This is a genomic window from Pseudomonadales bacterium (genome assembly GCA_024234165.1).
Lineage (GTDB): Bacteria > Pseudomonadota > Gammaproteobacteria > Pseudomonadales > UBA5518 > UBA5518.
Map to the genome: position 1 here is coordinate 1,059,381 of JACKOP010000001.1, position 12,418 is coordinate 1,071,798.

General features: G+C 65.1%; 14 protein-coding genes. 8 read left to right on the forward strand and 6 right to left on the reverse strand.

The annotated features are described in order from the left end of the window. The first annotated feature begins 21 nt into the window (after window positions 1–21). The 4 genes from H7A12_04570 to H7A12_04585 all read left to right on the forward strand — a co-directional run bounded on the left by H7A12_04570 (window position 22) and on the right by H7A12_04585 (window position 3,474). Complete coding sequence (locus tag H7A12_04570) at window positions 22–1,155, forward strand: Re/Si-specific NAD(P)(+) transhydrogenase subunit alpha (protein ID MCP5320085.1); 1,134 nt, start codon at window positions 22–24, stop codon at window positions 1,153–1,155. A gap of 10 nt (window positions 1,156–1,165) precedes the next feature. Then, window positions 1,166–1,459: an NAD(P) transhydrogenase subunit alpha gene (locus H7A12_04575; protein MCP5320086.1), complete on the forward strand. Its 294-nt coding sequence runs from the start codon at window positions 1,166–1,168 to the stop codon at window positions 1,457–1,459. Window positions 1,460–1,463: 4 nt separating this feature from the next. Continuing rightward, window positions 1,464–2,822, forward strand: a complete 1,359-nt coding sequence (locus tag H7A12_04580) for an NAD(P)(+) transhydrogenase (Re/Si-specific) subunit beta (protein ID MCP5320087.1) — start codon at window positions 1,464–1,466, stop codon at window positions 2,820–2,822. Window positions 2,823–2,997: 175 nt separating this feature from the next. Continuing rightward, window positions 2,998–3,474 carry a DUF2505 family protein gene (locus H7A12_04585; GenBank protein ID MCP5320088.1) on the forward strand — a complete coding sequence of 159 codons (477 nt, stop codon included), beginning with the start codon at window positions 2,998–3,000 and terminating at the stop codon, window positions 3,472–3,474. 8 nt (window positions 3,475–3,482) lie between these two features. On the opposite strand, the gene H7A12_04590 is transcribed toward H7A12_04585, so the two are convergent. From H7A12_04590 to dinB, 3 genes are all read right to left on the reverse strand, one after another. After that, window positions 3,483–3,917 carry an OsmC family protein gene (locus H7A12_04590; GenBank protein MCP5320089.1) on the reverse strand — a complete coding sequence of 145 codons (435 nt, stop codon included), beginning with the start codon at window positions 3,915–3,917 and terminating at the stop codon, window positions 3,483–3,485. Window positions 3,918–3,937: 20 nt separating this feature from the next. Next, complete coding sequence (locus tag H7A12_04595) at window positions 3,938–4,423, reverse strand: Appr-1-p processing protein (protein ID MCP5320090.1); 486 nt, start codon at window positions 4,421–4,423, stop codon at window positions 3,938–3,940. Between the two features lie 70 nt (window positions 4,424–4,493). Continuing rightward, window positions 4,494–5,618 (reverse strand): DNA polymerase IV, encoded by a 1,125-nt coding sequence (gene dinB, locus H7A12_04600; GenBank protein MCP5320091.1) that lies wholly within the window; start codon window positions 5,616–5,618, stop codon window positions 4,494–4,496. A 134-nt stretch (window positions 5,619–5,752) separates the two neighbouring features. Here dinB and H7A12_04605 point away from each other — a divergent pair, with 134 nt between their 5' ends. The 3 genes from H7A12_04605 to H7A12_04615 are packed head-to-tail and all read left to right on the forward strand — an operon-like array spanning window position 5,753 to window position 8,234. Next, window positions 5,753–6,337: a nuclear transport factor 2 family protein gene (locus tag H7A12_04605; GenBank protein MCP5320092.1), complete on the forward strand. Its 585-nt coding sequence runs from the start codon at window positions 5,753–5,755 to the stop codon at window positions 6,335–6,337. Between the two features lie 10 nt (window positions 6,338–6,347). After that, a complete protein-coding gene (locus tag H7A12_04610) occupies window positions 6,348–7,508 on the forward strand; it encodes an NnrS family protein (GenBank protein ID MCP5320093.1) in 1,161 nt (386 codons plus the stop codon). Window positions 7,509–7,511: 3 nt separating this feature from the next. Next, window positions 7,512–8,234, forward strand: coding sequence for an alpha/beta hydrolase (locus H7A12_04615; protein ID MCP5320094.1), 723 nt, complete (start codon window positions 7,512–7,514; stop codon window positions 8,232–8,234). A gap of 69 nt (window positions 8,235–8,303) precedes the next feature. Here the strand turns inward: H7A12_04615 and H7A12_04620 are convergent, their stop codons facing one another. The 3 genes from H7A12_04620 to H7A12_04630 form a co-directional block, all read right to left on the reverse strand. Continuing rightward, a complete protein-coding gene (locus H7A12_04620) occupies window positions 8,304–9,215 on the reverse strand; it encodes an SMP-30/gluconolactonase/LRE family protein (protein MCP5320095.1) in 912 nt (303 codons plus the stop codon). Window positions 9,216–9,409: 194 nt separating this feature from the next. Next, window positions 9,410–10,219 (reverse strand): SDR family oxidoreductase, encoded by an 810-nt coding sequence (locus tag H7A12_04625; protein MCP5320096.1) that lies wholly within the window; start codon window positions 10,217–10,219, stop codon window positions 9,410–9,412. Between the two features lie 32 nt (window positions 10,220–10,251). Continuing rightward, a complete protein-coding gene (locus H7A12_04630; GenBank protein ID MCP5320097.1) occupies window positions 10,252–11,256 on the reverse strand; it encodes a transglycosylase SLT domain-containing protein in 1,005 nt (334 codons plus the stop codon). Window positions 11,257–11,374: 118 nt separating this feature from the next. Between H7A12_04630 and H7A12_04635 the strand changes: the two genes are divergently transcribed. Continuing rightward, the gene (locus H7A12_04635; GenBank protein ID MCP5320098.1) at window positions 11,375–12,412 is read left to right on the forward strand and encodes a TIGR03857 family LLM class F420-dependent oxidoreductase; all 1,038 of its coding nucleotides are present in this window, start codon (window positions 11,375–11,377) and stop codon (window positions 12,410–12,412) included. Window positions 12,413–12,418: the final 6 nt, after the last annotated feature.

Here is a 12,418-nt window from a genome sequence, read left to right on the forward strand (position 1 = left end):
ACGAAAGCCAGGAGACAGCGCATGCTGATAGGCGTTGCACGAGAGCAACTGGACGGCGAGAACCGCACCGCACTGATACCGGCGAACGTGCAAAAGCTGGTGCGTGCAGGTGCCGAGGTGCTGATCGAAGCAGGATCGGGACTCGGCGCGGGATACGCCGACGCCGAGTACGAAGCCGCAGGAGCGCGCATCAGCGCCGACCGGCGCGACGTGCTCTCGCGCGCCGACCTCGTGCTGCGGCTGCACAAGCCATCGATCGACGAGGTGGCGATGCTGAAGCGCGGTGCGATCCACGTCAGCTACCTCGACCCGTTCAACGAAGCCGCACTGATCGACGCCTTCGCAACCGCAGGCGTCAGCTCGATCAGCATGGAGATGATCCCGCGCACGACGCGCTCGCAGAAGATGGACGCGCTGAGTTCGCAGGCGAACCTTGCCGGCTACGTGATGGTGCTGATGGCCACCACGCGGTTGCCGCGCATCCTGCCGATGATGATGACGCCGGCCGGAACCCTGAAGCCGGCCCATGTGTTCGTGATTGGCGCCGGAGTTGCCGGGCTGCAGGCGATCGCGACCGCGCGCCGGCTGGGTGCCAAGGTGGTGGCCTTCGATACGCGTGCAGTGGTTGCCGAGCAGGTACACTCGCTCGGCGCCAAGTTCCTCGAGATCGACCTCGGCGAGACCGGACAGACCAAGGACGGCTACGCAGTGCAGCTCACGCCGGAGCAACTGGAGAAGCAGAAGCAGGGGCAGGCGAAACAGATCGCCGAGTCGGACGTCGTGATCACGACCGCGCAGGTGTTCGGCCGCAAGCCACCGATACTGGTCACGCGCGACATGATGGCAGGGATGCGCCCCGGCAGCGTGATCGTCGACATGGCCGCCGAAACCGGCGGCAACGTCGAGGGCTCGGTCGCCGGCCAGACGGTCGTGGTGAACGGCGTCACGATCGTCGGCGACGGCAACTGGGCCAACCAGGTGGCACGCGACGCCAGCCAGATGTACTCATCGAACCTGTATAACCTGATCGAAGAGTTCTGGAACAAGGACGAGAAGCGGATGGTGCTGAACTTCGACGACGACATCATCCAGGGCTGCGTGATCACGCACGACGGTGCGATCGTGAACCAGACCATCAAGAATCTGAAGCGCTGAGGGCCGCCACGTGGAACCCGTATACCTGATATTCATCCTGATGCTTTCGATATTTCTCGGCTTCGAGCTGATCAACAAGGTGCCTTCGACACTGCACACACCGCTGATGTCGGGCTCCAACGCCATTTCCGGCATCACGCTGGTCGGAGCGCTGATTTCCTCGACCCTGCTGCCCGAGCACCGGCAGGTCACTGCAGTGCTTGCGACGGTGGCGGTGTTCCTGGCGACGATCAACGTCGTCGGTGGCTATGTCGTGACCGACCGCATGCTGGCCATGTTCAAGAAGAAGCCCGGAGGCAAGTGAAGCCATGGTCACCATTCTGCTGATCAACCTCGCGTACGTAGTCGCCGCGATACTGTTCATTTTCGGCCTCAAGATGCTGAGTTCGCCGGCCACGGCGCGCAAGGGCAACCTCGTCTCGGCCGTCGGCATGCTGATAGCCGTCGTCGCCACGCTTTTCGACGCCCACGTGATCACCTGGCAGGAAGTCACGATCGGTGTCATCGCCGGCACGCTGGTCGGCACCATCTGGGCGCGCCGCGTGCAGATGACCGGAATGCCCGAACTGGTGGCGCTGTTCAACGGCTTCGGCGGACTCGCGAGCCTGCTGGTCGGCTGGGCCGCGCTGTACGCGCCGACCACGACCTTCATCCTGATCACGATCGCACTGGCGATCCTGATCGGTGGCGTCACGTTCACCGGCAGCGTGATGGCGTGGGCCAAGTTGAGCGAGGCGATCAGCGGCCGGCCGTTCCTGTTCGGCGGCCAGCGTGTGTTCAACGCCGCACTGCTCGCGGCGATCGTCGTCAGCTCGGTGATGTTCTGCATGCATCCGGAGAACCTCGTCTGGCTGGGCGCCGTGGTCGCGCTGTCGTTCCTGCTCGGCGTGATGGCCGTGCTGCCGATCGGCGGCGCCGACATGCCGGTCGTGATCTCGCTGATGAACAGCTACTCGGGGCTGGCTGCGTGCGCCGCGGGCTTTGCGGTCAACAACATGATCCTGATCGTCGCCGGAGCGCTGGTGGGTGCCAGCGGGATCATCCTGACCCAGATCATGTGCAAGGCGATGAACCGTTCGCTGGCGAACGTATTGTTCAGCGGTTTCGGCGCAGTCAGCGGGGCAGCCGAGAAGGTCGAGGGGGAGGTCAAGGCGATCTCGCACGAAGACGCGTACTACGTCCTCGAGGCGGCATCCAGCGTGGTGGTCGTTCCCGGCTACGGCATGGCGGTCGCCCAGGCGCAGCATACGGTCAAGGAACTGCAGGAACTGCTCGAGTCGAACGGCACCGAGATCGTCTACGCCATTCACCCGGTAGCCGGGCGCATGCCGGGGCACATGAACGTGCTGCTCGCCGAAGCCGACGTGTCGTACGACCTGCTGCTCGAGATGGACGAGATCAACCCGCGCCTGGAGAACTTCGACGTCGCGATCGTGATCGGGGCCAACGACGTGGTGAACCCCGCCGCACGGGAATCGAAGACCAGCCCGATCTACGGCATGCCGATCATCAACGTCGACAAGGCACGCACGGTATTCGTGCTCAAGCGTTCGATGGCATCCGGTTTCGCCGGTATCGACAATCCGCTGTTCTTCAAGGAGAACACACGGATGCTGTTCGGTGACGCCAAGGAGTCGATCAGCCAGCTCATCCGCCAGTTCAAGTAGCCTCTGCGGTCACCGGCTGCGCAGCACGCCCGGCCGGTGACCGCCCCTCTCCTTATCCTGGACAGGGAACACCCGGCAAGGGCCGGGTCCACGGATTACCAGACATATCCCGATCAAGCACAGCGGGTGATCGACTAGAATCCATGACGCAAAGGGAGTGCGGGTCCTGGGGACGATGGGTATCGAGTATCACTTCAAGGCGAGTGCAGACCGCGTCTTCGACCTGCTGACCAATGCGGACTTCCTGGTGCAGCGTTCGCTGGCACTCGGTGAGCTGCGGGCTGACTGCACGATCGAGGACGACGACGAACACATCGTGATCACGCTGACCCGCGAAGCCGAGCGTAGCGTGCCCGCGTTTCTCTCACCGCTGTTCCAGAGCCGCCAGACACTGGAGATCGTCGAGCGCTGGACGGTGCGCGGGACGACCCGGCTCGGCCATTCGGTGCTGGTGTTGCGCGGGCAGTCGGTCAGCGTCGAATCCGAACTGAAACTGCGCCCGGAGCCGTTGGGGAGCTGCACCTACACCGTGAATCACACCGTACACGCGCCCATTCCATTGATCGGACGACGCGTCGAAAGCTACTTCCTCGGCCAGACCGAAGCCACGGCGCGTGCCGAGCTCGATCATCTGGCGGGGAGGCTCCGCTGAGCAGCGACTCAGCCGACGACGACCTCGCTTCGCAACAGGGTCTCCGAACGCAGCGACTTCGACACCAGGCAGTTTCGCTCGGCCTTTTCGAGCAGCCGCGTGCCCAGCCCGGCATCGCCACCAGCCGGAATCCGCAGCTTCACCTGCAACTCGATATGCGTGAACCACAATCCCTCATCCGTGCGGTCCAGCACCCCGACCGCCTCGCAGTCGATTTCGCTCCAGTCGAACCGCGATGCATTGGCCACGGCGCGAAAACTGAGCACGTAGCAGTCCGCCACGGCTGCCACGAACAGCGTTTCCGGAGACCAGTTGCCTTCCGGTCCGCCAAACTCGGGCGGCGCCGTGCTCTGGATATCCTCCAGGTCCGGGCTGCGTACGGTTACGGAACTTCCGGGCGTAGCGAGCGCATCGACCGCGTAGCGGTGCGGGAAAGGGTGCATCGAGGATCCTCCCGGACGATTCAGTCTTCGAGCGCCTTGACGCCTTTTTCGTAGCGCGTATAGACGTACACGGGGATATCGAGCCCGCCGAGATGCTCATCGACCAGCTTGCGCACATCGTCCCATTCCAGGCGGCCCACACCGGTCGCCAGTCGCGGCAGCGCAAGACTGGTGAACTTCTCTTCGAGCACGAGCTTGTGCAGTGCCCGCAGCGCGTGATTGACGTTCGGAAGCGTCGCCTGCCCCGGCTTTGCCCCTTGACCGTAGGCTGCATCCTGCGTCATCAGGTTCACGATGCGCTGTCCGTCCACCGTCGGCCACGCCCACAGTTCACCCGCCTTCGGATGCATGGTCTGGCAGTAATGCCGGAAATCCTTGTACAGCGCCGGCCAGTGCTCACGCAGCGCGAGGGCTAGCCCCTGGGCGAAGTTGTCGTTGGGGGAAACTCCGTGCGCGATTGCCTGCGCTCCGCTGAGCAGGATGTCCCCGTGTACTTCCTTGATCATGATGCCTCCGAAACCCATGAAGATCCGGCGCCAGCCGGCCGGGCGCGATGATAAACGAGAAGCCCGCGGTTCAGACAGTCGGCAGGACAGTCGGCAGGACGTCGCTCGGCTGAACACCGCTGGCGAAAAGGTCGAGCTGCTCGGGTTCGCCCTCCTCGCGCAGGTCGACGAAACGCACGCCGACACCGAGCAGCCGCACCGCGAGCTCGCTGCGCTGCAACGCGCCCGCCAGCAATGCATCGACCTGCTGCGGCTCGGGCGTGCGTGCAGCACACTCCACGGTGGTCACACGGAAATCGGCAAACTTCAGCTTCACGAATACCTTGGTAACGATGTAATCGTCGCTGACGCGCCGCAACCGCGAGCGCAATGCCAGCAGCAGCTCCGCCATCTGGCGCGCGCAGGCCGCATGGCCGTGCAGATCGTCGGTAAAGGTGCGCTCCACGCTGAGCGACTTGCGACGCTGGTTCGGCATCACCGGGCGCTCGTCGATGCCACGACTGAGTTCGTACATGCGCTGACCGAAGCGTCCGAACTGGCGCGTCAGCTCGAACAGCGGCAATTCCCTGAGGTCAGCGCAGCGCTCGACCCCCATCGCCTGCAGGCGATCCGCCGTTGCCTTGCCCACGCCCCAGATCCGCCGTACCGGCAGCGCTGCCACGAAGGCATCGACCTGTGCCGGCAGCACCACGAACTCGCCATCGGGCTTGTTCCAGTCGCTGGCAATCTTGGCGAGGAACTTGTTCGGCGCCACTCCGGCCGACACCGTGATGCCCGTTTCCGCGCGCACCCGGCGGCGGATTTCACGTGCGATCAGCGTGGCGCTGCCGTGACAGGCTTCCGCTGCGCTGACGTCGAGGAAGGCTTCGTCGAGCGACAGCGGTTCGACCAGGTCGGTGTAGTCATGGAAGATGCGCCGGATCTGTTGCGAGACTTCGCGGTACCTGGGGAAATCCGGCGGGATGATGATCAACCCGGGGCAAAGGCGCCGCGCCTGCGCCGAAGGCATCGCCGAATGCACGCCATAGCTGCGCGCCGGGTAATTGCAGGTGGTGATCACGCCACGCCGCTCGGGGCTGCCGCCGACCGCGACCGCAAGCCCCGCCAGCGCAGGGTCGTCGCGGATCTCGACCGCCGCAAAGAAGCAGTCGCAATCGCAGTGGATGATCTTGCGCTGTGGTGAAGCGTCGGACATCGGGTGGCAACGATGGATGCCGGAACCGCGGCATTATCGCAGCATGCATCCCGGCGCGCTCGCACACCACGCGTGGCTGCTTTATGATCGTGGCCCTGACCCACCGGGAATCATCCGCCATCACGGAGGCTGCCATGAGCGAATCTGCACCCACGCCGACCCTGACCCGCACCGCGATGGGCATCGTGCCCGGACGCCCACTCAACGTGAGCCGGGGCGGCATCGAGGAACTGCGACGCGACATCCAGACGCTGATGGACATCGAAGCCATCAAGCAACTCAAGCACTCGTACTTCCGCTGCATCGATACCGCGAATTTCGACGAACTGGCGGAGAAGTTCCACGACGATGTGTATGTGCACTTCGTCGGCGGCACCTACGAGTGGAAGCTCGACGGCAAGGCAGCCTACCTCGCCGCCGTGACGACATCCTTCCATCGCCAGTCGATCGGCCATCACAACGGCCACCATCCCGAGATCCAGATCCTCAGCGATACCGAGGCCACCGGCATCTGGTACCTCGCCGACAACATGTGGCAGCTCGACTCCAAATATTTCACGACCGGCACCGCGATCTACTGGGACCGCTACCTCAAGGTCGACGGTCGCTGGCTGATCCGCGAGACACGCTACCGCAGGGTTTACGAGCTGAACTCGATACTGCCCGAGCGGCCCCAGCCCGCGGTGCACTACCTGGGCCAACACGGTTCCCCGGTGTAGCGCCGATTCGATGAAGATCGCTTCACAGCCTTTCTGGCTGGTCGGCTTCCGCCCGTTCTTCACCCTCGCCTGCCTCGCGGGCATGTTCATGCCGGTGGCGTGGGCGATGGTGTACGCGGGCAGCCTGCCAGCGCCCGACACGCGCTTCACGCCCGTGCAGTGGCACGCCCACGAGATGTTCTTCGGCTTCGGCTGGGCCGTGCTCGGCGGCTTTCTGCTCACCGCGACCAAGAACTGGGTCAGCATACGCGGCTACCACGGCCCGGCGCTGATGCTGCTTGCAGCGGCGTGGATACTCGAGCGCATCGCGATGAGCTGCGGCGGCAGCTGGCCACCACTGTTGTTCGTGCTTGCCATCAACGCGTTTCTGGGCAGCATCGTCGTGATGCTGCTGTGGACGCTGATCCGCCACCGCAAGACCGACGACTACCGTGACAACGGTTTCTTCCTGGTCGCACTGCCTGCCTTCATCGTCGCCAAGCAACTCATGCTCGATGGCTCGCATTTCCACGCGGGCTACATGATGACGCTGGCGCTGTTTCGGGTTGCCTTCCTGGTGATGCTCGAACGCACGCTGACCCAGTTCATGCGCAACACCTTCAAGGTCGAGATACTGCGCAACGCGTGGCTGGACCGCGCGATCAAGCTGCTCGGACTGGTGCTGGTGCTGGAGCCGTTCCTGCCGCCGCTGCCGGGCGCATCGCTGTCGCTCCTGCTCGCCGGACTGCTGCTCTGGCGCTTCCTGTACTGGAAGCCGCTGCTTGCATTCCCGCGCATCGAGCTGGGAGTCATGTACATCGGCTACCTGGCGATTGCTGCGCAACTGGTGGTGGAGGCGATCGACCGCACCACCGGCCTTGCCTGGACGGGAGCGCTCTCGGTGCATCTGTTCAGCTTCGGTGTGATGGGAATGATCATCCCGGGGATGCTGATCCGCATCTCCAAGGGACATACGGGACACAAGGTCACATTCGATACGCTCGACCGTGCGGTCCTGTGGCTCATGCTGGGCGCGTTTGCGCTGCGCATCGCCGTCCCGCAACTGGCGCCCACCTCCTACCGGTTGTGGATCGAACTGGCGGCGGCGTGCTGGTTCGCCTGTTTCGCCACCATTGCGTGGCGCTACGTACCGTACCTGCTGCGCGCGCGCATCGACGGCAAGGAACACTGAGCGTTGCCGACAACGGAAAAAACCTACGTACTGGTACACGGCGCCTTTCACGGCGGCTGGTGCTGGCGTGATGTCGCGCGCGGGCTGCGCAAGCGCGGCCACCAGGTGTTCACGCCGACCCTGACCGGACTCGGCGAACGCGCGCACCTGCGCCATATCGACCCCGATCTCGACACCCATATCGCCGACGTGGTGCAGACACTGTTCTGCGAGGAACTCGAGAACGTCGTGCTGGTGGGCCACAGCTACGCAGGCGCCGTGATCAGCGGCGTGGCCGACTGCATGGCGCAGGCGCTGCGCCACCTCGTGTTCCTCGACGCACTGGTGCTGCCGCCCGACCGGCACGTGCTCTACGCTGCCTCCGACCAGGCACTCGCCTACTACCACGCGCTGAGCAAGGAAGCCGGCGGCAGCGGATTCATCCCGGCACCTCCCGCCGAATTCTTTGGCATCGAGGAACCCGAACACATCGTCTGGGTGGAACAGCATCTGTGCCCGCATCCGCTGGCGAGCTTCATGTCGCCACTACGACTCGCCAATCCGCCAGGCAACGGTCTCCCGGTGACCTATATCCGCTGCACTTCCCCCAGGTTCACCGAAATCGACAACTCCCATGCGCGTGCACTCGGGATGCCTGGCTGGAATCACCGCGAACTCGCGGCCGGGCACGACCCGATGGTGTCGGTGCCCGAGGAGCTCACTGCGATGCTGGCTGCCATGGATTGATTCGAGCAGTCGCGATGGCGAGGACCGCCACCACCCGTCATGGCGTTGTTGCTGAACTGCTCGGAGCCCCTACCGGTTCAGGTAGTTGAGCGCCAGCCCCGGCGTTTCCCACTCGCCGGCGATCAGACGCCCGGTCATCGAGCAGGTGATATACGCCGTGCGCAGATCGGCACCACCAAAGCAGATATTGGTCGTCATCAGGTCATCGGTGGCAACGTGCCTGCGGTTCTTCCCATCCGGCGACACGATCGTGATGCCGCCCCGGATGATCGTTGCCACGCAGACATTTCCCGCTGCATCCACCGCCAGCGAGTCGAAGAACTGGTACTCGGCGAACCCGGCCAGCATCGCATCGGAATCCATGATCGGCTCGAGCTCGCCGGGTGCGCGCACCGGCACGGCCATCAGGCGTGAGGTCGAGCTCTCGGCGTAGTACAGCAGCTTGCCGTCCGGCGACAGCCCGACGCCGTTCGGCATCGTGCACGGAAAACGCACCTCGCGGATCAGCGAGCCGTCGGCCTTCGCATAATAGATGGCGCCGCGGTCCGTTTCGCGGGCACGCGTCTTGCCGAAATCGCTGAAATAGAAACCACCGTGCGCGTCGAACACGATATCGTTCGGTCCTTTCAGCGGCACGCTGCCGCAATGCGTGTACAGCACTTCGACCTTGCCGGTGGCCAGGTCCACTGCCTCGATGCGCCCACCCGAATAATCGGCCGCCTGCTCGCCCGGCACGAAGACTCCACCGTAGTCATGCCATTCGAAGCCGCCGTTGTTGCACACGTAGCAGCGTCCGTCGGGTCCGATCGCAGCACCGTTCGGGCCGCCGCCCAGATCGGCGACCACCTCGACGCGCCCGTGCGCAGTTACCCGGCTCAGGGTGCCACGGCGTATCTCGACCAGCAGCACGCTGCCGTCCGGCATCGCGATCGGTCCTTCCGGAAACTGCAAACCGCCGGCGATCTCCCTGAACTGCGTCATGGCCATACCCTCGCGCTGATGATGGATCGAGTATATGCGCTGCCTGCCGCGCCCAAAACAGTACTGCGGACCCCATGCAGAGAGCGTTGCAACACGTCACACGGCGCGTGGTGACGCCTGTGCACCGGTGGGACACCGTAAATGCATCCCTGCAGGCTCAAGTGCCGCACCCCTGCGGCACACGCCCCCCCCGATCAACAGCGACCAAGGCCCAGCTTCAACTGATCCACCGTCGCCGCTCCGTCGACTGCGATCACCTGCCCTGATACGAAGCGCGCCGCCGGCGAGCAGAAGAACAGCACCGCGTGGGCCACATCCCGCGCCGTGCCTTGAAGTCCGAGCGGATTGGCGTACCTCGTTGCATCAGGGGTGACGGCGGCGCTGAAGCGCTGCAGGCCCTCGGTGTTGCCGATGCTGCCCGGCGCGACCGCGTTGACGCGAATCCCGTACGGCCCCCACTCGACCGCACAGCTTCGCGTCAGTGAATCGACCCCGGCCTTGGCTGCCGCGACATGCGCCTGCAGCGCCACGCCCTTGAGTTCGAACGGCGCCGAGATGTTCACGACCTGTCCGCCGTGCTCGCGCTGCCAGGCGTCGAACACCGCACGCGAGACGTTGTAGGTGCCGAGCAGATCGATCGCAACCACGGTCCGGAAGCCGTTCGGCGAGATCTGCGTCATCGGCGCCGGGAAGTTGCCGGCTGCGTTGTTGACCAGAATGTCGATACGACCGCAGGTGTTCAGCACACTGGCAACCGCGCGCTCGACTGCCTCCGGTTCGCGCACATCGGCGACCTCGTAGTGCGCCGTGATCCCGTCTGCGCGCAGTTCCTCGACCGCGCGGCGCAGATTCTCTTCCTTGCGGCTCAGCAGCACGACTCTGGCGCCGTGCTCGCCGAGCACACGGCAGATCTCGAGCCCGATGCCGGTCGCCCCGCCAGTGACCAGCGCCACCTGCCCGGCGAGCAGTCCATCCCGAAATCCCGAATCGTTGCGCATCTTCATCACCACCTCCACCGAACAGGATGAGTGCACCATCAGCGCTGCGCGAGGCCGCGGAACACCGTCTTCATGCGCGCGACCTTGTTCAGGTAAGCACGCGCATCGTGCGCTCCGCAACGTTGCCCCGGCGCAAGCTGCAGGCCCCGACGCGCAAAGGCGTTGCCGGCTCCCGCTCCGCACAGATGCACCAGCGTCGCGAGTTCCTGGCGTTTTTCGAGCCCGACCCCGCGCAGGCGGTACCGTGCGAGCAGGCCGTGGACGGTGCGGTCGAGGTACGCAGACGTGAGTTCGATCGAATGGCTCGGCAGCACACGGAAATACAGGCTGTTGAACCAGCAGGAGTCCGGATCGTTCCATGCGCCGTCCTCGACGACCCGGTTGTCGCGAATGCAGTAGCGGCGCGCTTCCTCGAAGGTACCGTCGGTAAACTGGAACATCCCGACCGCACTCGAAGCCGGTCGGTAGATATCGAAGGGATCCGTGCTCGGTGACCAGCGCCAGTACGTGCGCGCCACCGGATTGCCGGATGCCTCGACCTGCGCCAGCGCCGCCAGAAAGTCCGGCGTGATGGTAGCGGTAGAGTGGCGACGGAACAGATCGCCGTAGACCGACCACGTCCGCGCCGGAGTCTTGTACAGCCCGTCTTCGAACGGAAACAGCAGCTCGGTCGGTTTGCGCACGACGTGATAGGCCGTGTTCACGACGAACCAGGTCGCAAGCAGCAGCACCAGTATGCCGCCCGCCTGGACCGTCAACGGCAGCGCCGCCAGCAGCCGCCACCCGCGCCACCGGTGCTGGACGCTCGCGGTGCTTGCCGGAGTCTGCTTGCGGCCGACGGCCTTGCGACGCGGCGTGCCCTGCCGTGCACCGCCGCTGCGTGCAGCCGCCCGGTGACTTCCTGCAGCCGGCTTGCGCGTCGACGCGGCCTGCGCGGACGTCGCACGTGGTTTTGAGGCGACGGCATCGCGCTTCACGGCCGCTGTGCGCGCAGCCGCGGGACGTGTGCCGGCACGGCGCACTGTGGCAGGGGATCGGCTCATCGGAATTCGGTACTGCTGCTGACCCGACAAGGGTAGCTGATGGCCCCGGCACCGCTAGTGACTTAGTCCGGTGCGGGGTCTACCCTCAGGCGTGCAATCACGATCACGGAGACCGCCGATGCCCGCCCCTGTCCTGCCCGAGCTGAGCTGCTATCTCCTGCCCGGCCACACGACGACCCCGGCCGATGCGATCGGTGAAGCGCGCCTGGCCGAGGAGCTCGGCCTCGGCAAGGTCTGGCTGTCCGAGCGCTTCGACGTGAAGGACGCCGGCGTGATCTGCGCCGCCGCCCTGGCCGTGACCTCGCGCATCCACGTTGCCACCGCAGCGACCAACATCCACACCCGTCACCCACTGGTGCTGGCATCGATGTGCGCGTCGCTGCATTACCTGTCGTCGGGTCGCTTCGAACTGGGACTGGCACGCGGGGTTGCGATCCGCAACCAGTTGATGGGCCTCCCGCCCGTCACGAACGCTCGTCTCGCGGAGGGAGTGGCGCTGCTGCGCAAGCTGTGGCGTGGCGAAGCGGTGCTCGGACACGACGGCGAGATGGGCAAGCTGCCGTACGCGCACATGGGAAACTGGATGCATGCGCAGATCCCGGTGCATTTCGTCGGCTTCGGTCCGGCGAGCCTGCGCTTTGCCGGTGCGCACTTCGACGGCGTGCACCTGCACACATTCCTCAGCCACGCTGGCCTGCGCAGGGCACGTGCGCTGGTGCGCGAAGGTGCAGAGGCGGCCGGACGCGACCCTGACAGCGTGAAAATCTGGTCGGTGCTGGCCACTGCCGTCGATCCCACCCCCGAAGACCGCCTGCGCAAGCTGGTTGCACGCATGGGCACCTACCTGCAGGCGCCTGGCTATATCGAACCGCTGCTGGCGCTGAACGGCTGGGATCATGGCGTCCTCGAACGCTTTCGCGCCAGTGACGCCGTGAAGTCGATCGGCGGCGGCATCGACAGCGTGGCCACGCTCGAACAGCTCGAGCGCGTCGCGGAACTGATCCCCGACGAATGGCTCCCCGCCGCGGTTGGCACGCCGGCTGACTGCGCCAGCGCCTGGAAGGCCGAACTCGCAGCCGGTGCCGACGGCATCGTGATCCACGGTTCGACGCCGCAGGAATTCGCACCCGCACTCGCTGCCTACCGCAACGCCTGAACCGAC

Excerpts from the sequence above, each read along its gene's own strand:
- H7A12_04570 (MCP5320085.1), top strand. The coding sequence starts at position 22 with ATGCTGATAGGCGTTGCACGAGAGCAACTGGACGGCGAGAACCGCACC.
- H7A12_04580 (MCP5320087.1), top strand. The coding sequence starts at position 1,464 with ATGGTCACCATTCTGCTGATCAACCTCGCGTACGTAGTCGCCGCGATA.
- H7A12_04585 (MCP5320088.1), top strand. The coding sequence starts at position 2,998 with ATGGGTATCGAGTATCACTTCAAGGCGAGTGCAGACCGCGTCTTCGAC.
- H7A12_04590 (MCP5320089.1), bottom strand. The coding sequence starts at position 3,917 with ATGCACCCTTTCCCGCACCGCTACGCGGTCGATGCGCTCGCTACGCCC.
- H7A12_04595 (MCP5320090.1), bottom strand. The coding sequence starts at position 4,423 with ATGATCAAGGAAGTACACGGGGACATCCTGCTCAGCGGAGCGCAGGCA.
- dinB (MCP5320091.1), bottom strand. The coding sequence starts at position 5,618 with ATGTCCGACGCTTCACCACAGCGCAAGATCATCCACTGCGATTGCGAC.
- H7A12_04605 (MCP5320092.1), top strand. The coding sequence starts at position 5,753 with ATGAGCGAATCTGCACCCACGCCGACCCTGACCCGCACCGCGATGGGC.
- H7A12_04610 (MCP5320093.1), top strand. The coding sequence starts at position 6,348 with ATGAAGATCGCTTCACAGCCTTTCTGGCTGGTCGGCTTCCGCCCGTTC.
- H7A12_04620 (MCP5320095.1), bottom strand. The coding sequence starts at position 9,215 with ATGACGCAGTTCAGGGAGATCGCCGGCGGTTTGCAGTTTCCGGAAGGA.
- H7A12_04625 (MCP5320096.1), bottom strand. The coding sequence starts at position 10,219 with ATGAAGATGCGCAACGATTCGGGATTTCGGGATGGACTGCTCGCCGGG.
- H7A12_04630 (MCP5320097.1), bottom strand. The coding sequence starts at position 11,256 with ATGAGCCGATCCCCTGCCACAGTGCGCCGTGCCGGCACACGTCCCGCG.
- H7A12_04635 (MCP5320098.1), top strand. The coding sequence starts at position 11,375 with ATGCCCGCCCCTGTCCTGCCCGAGCTGAGCTGCTATCTCCTGCCCGGC.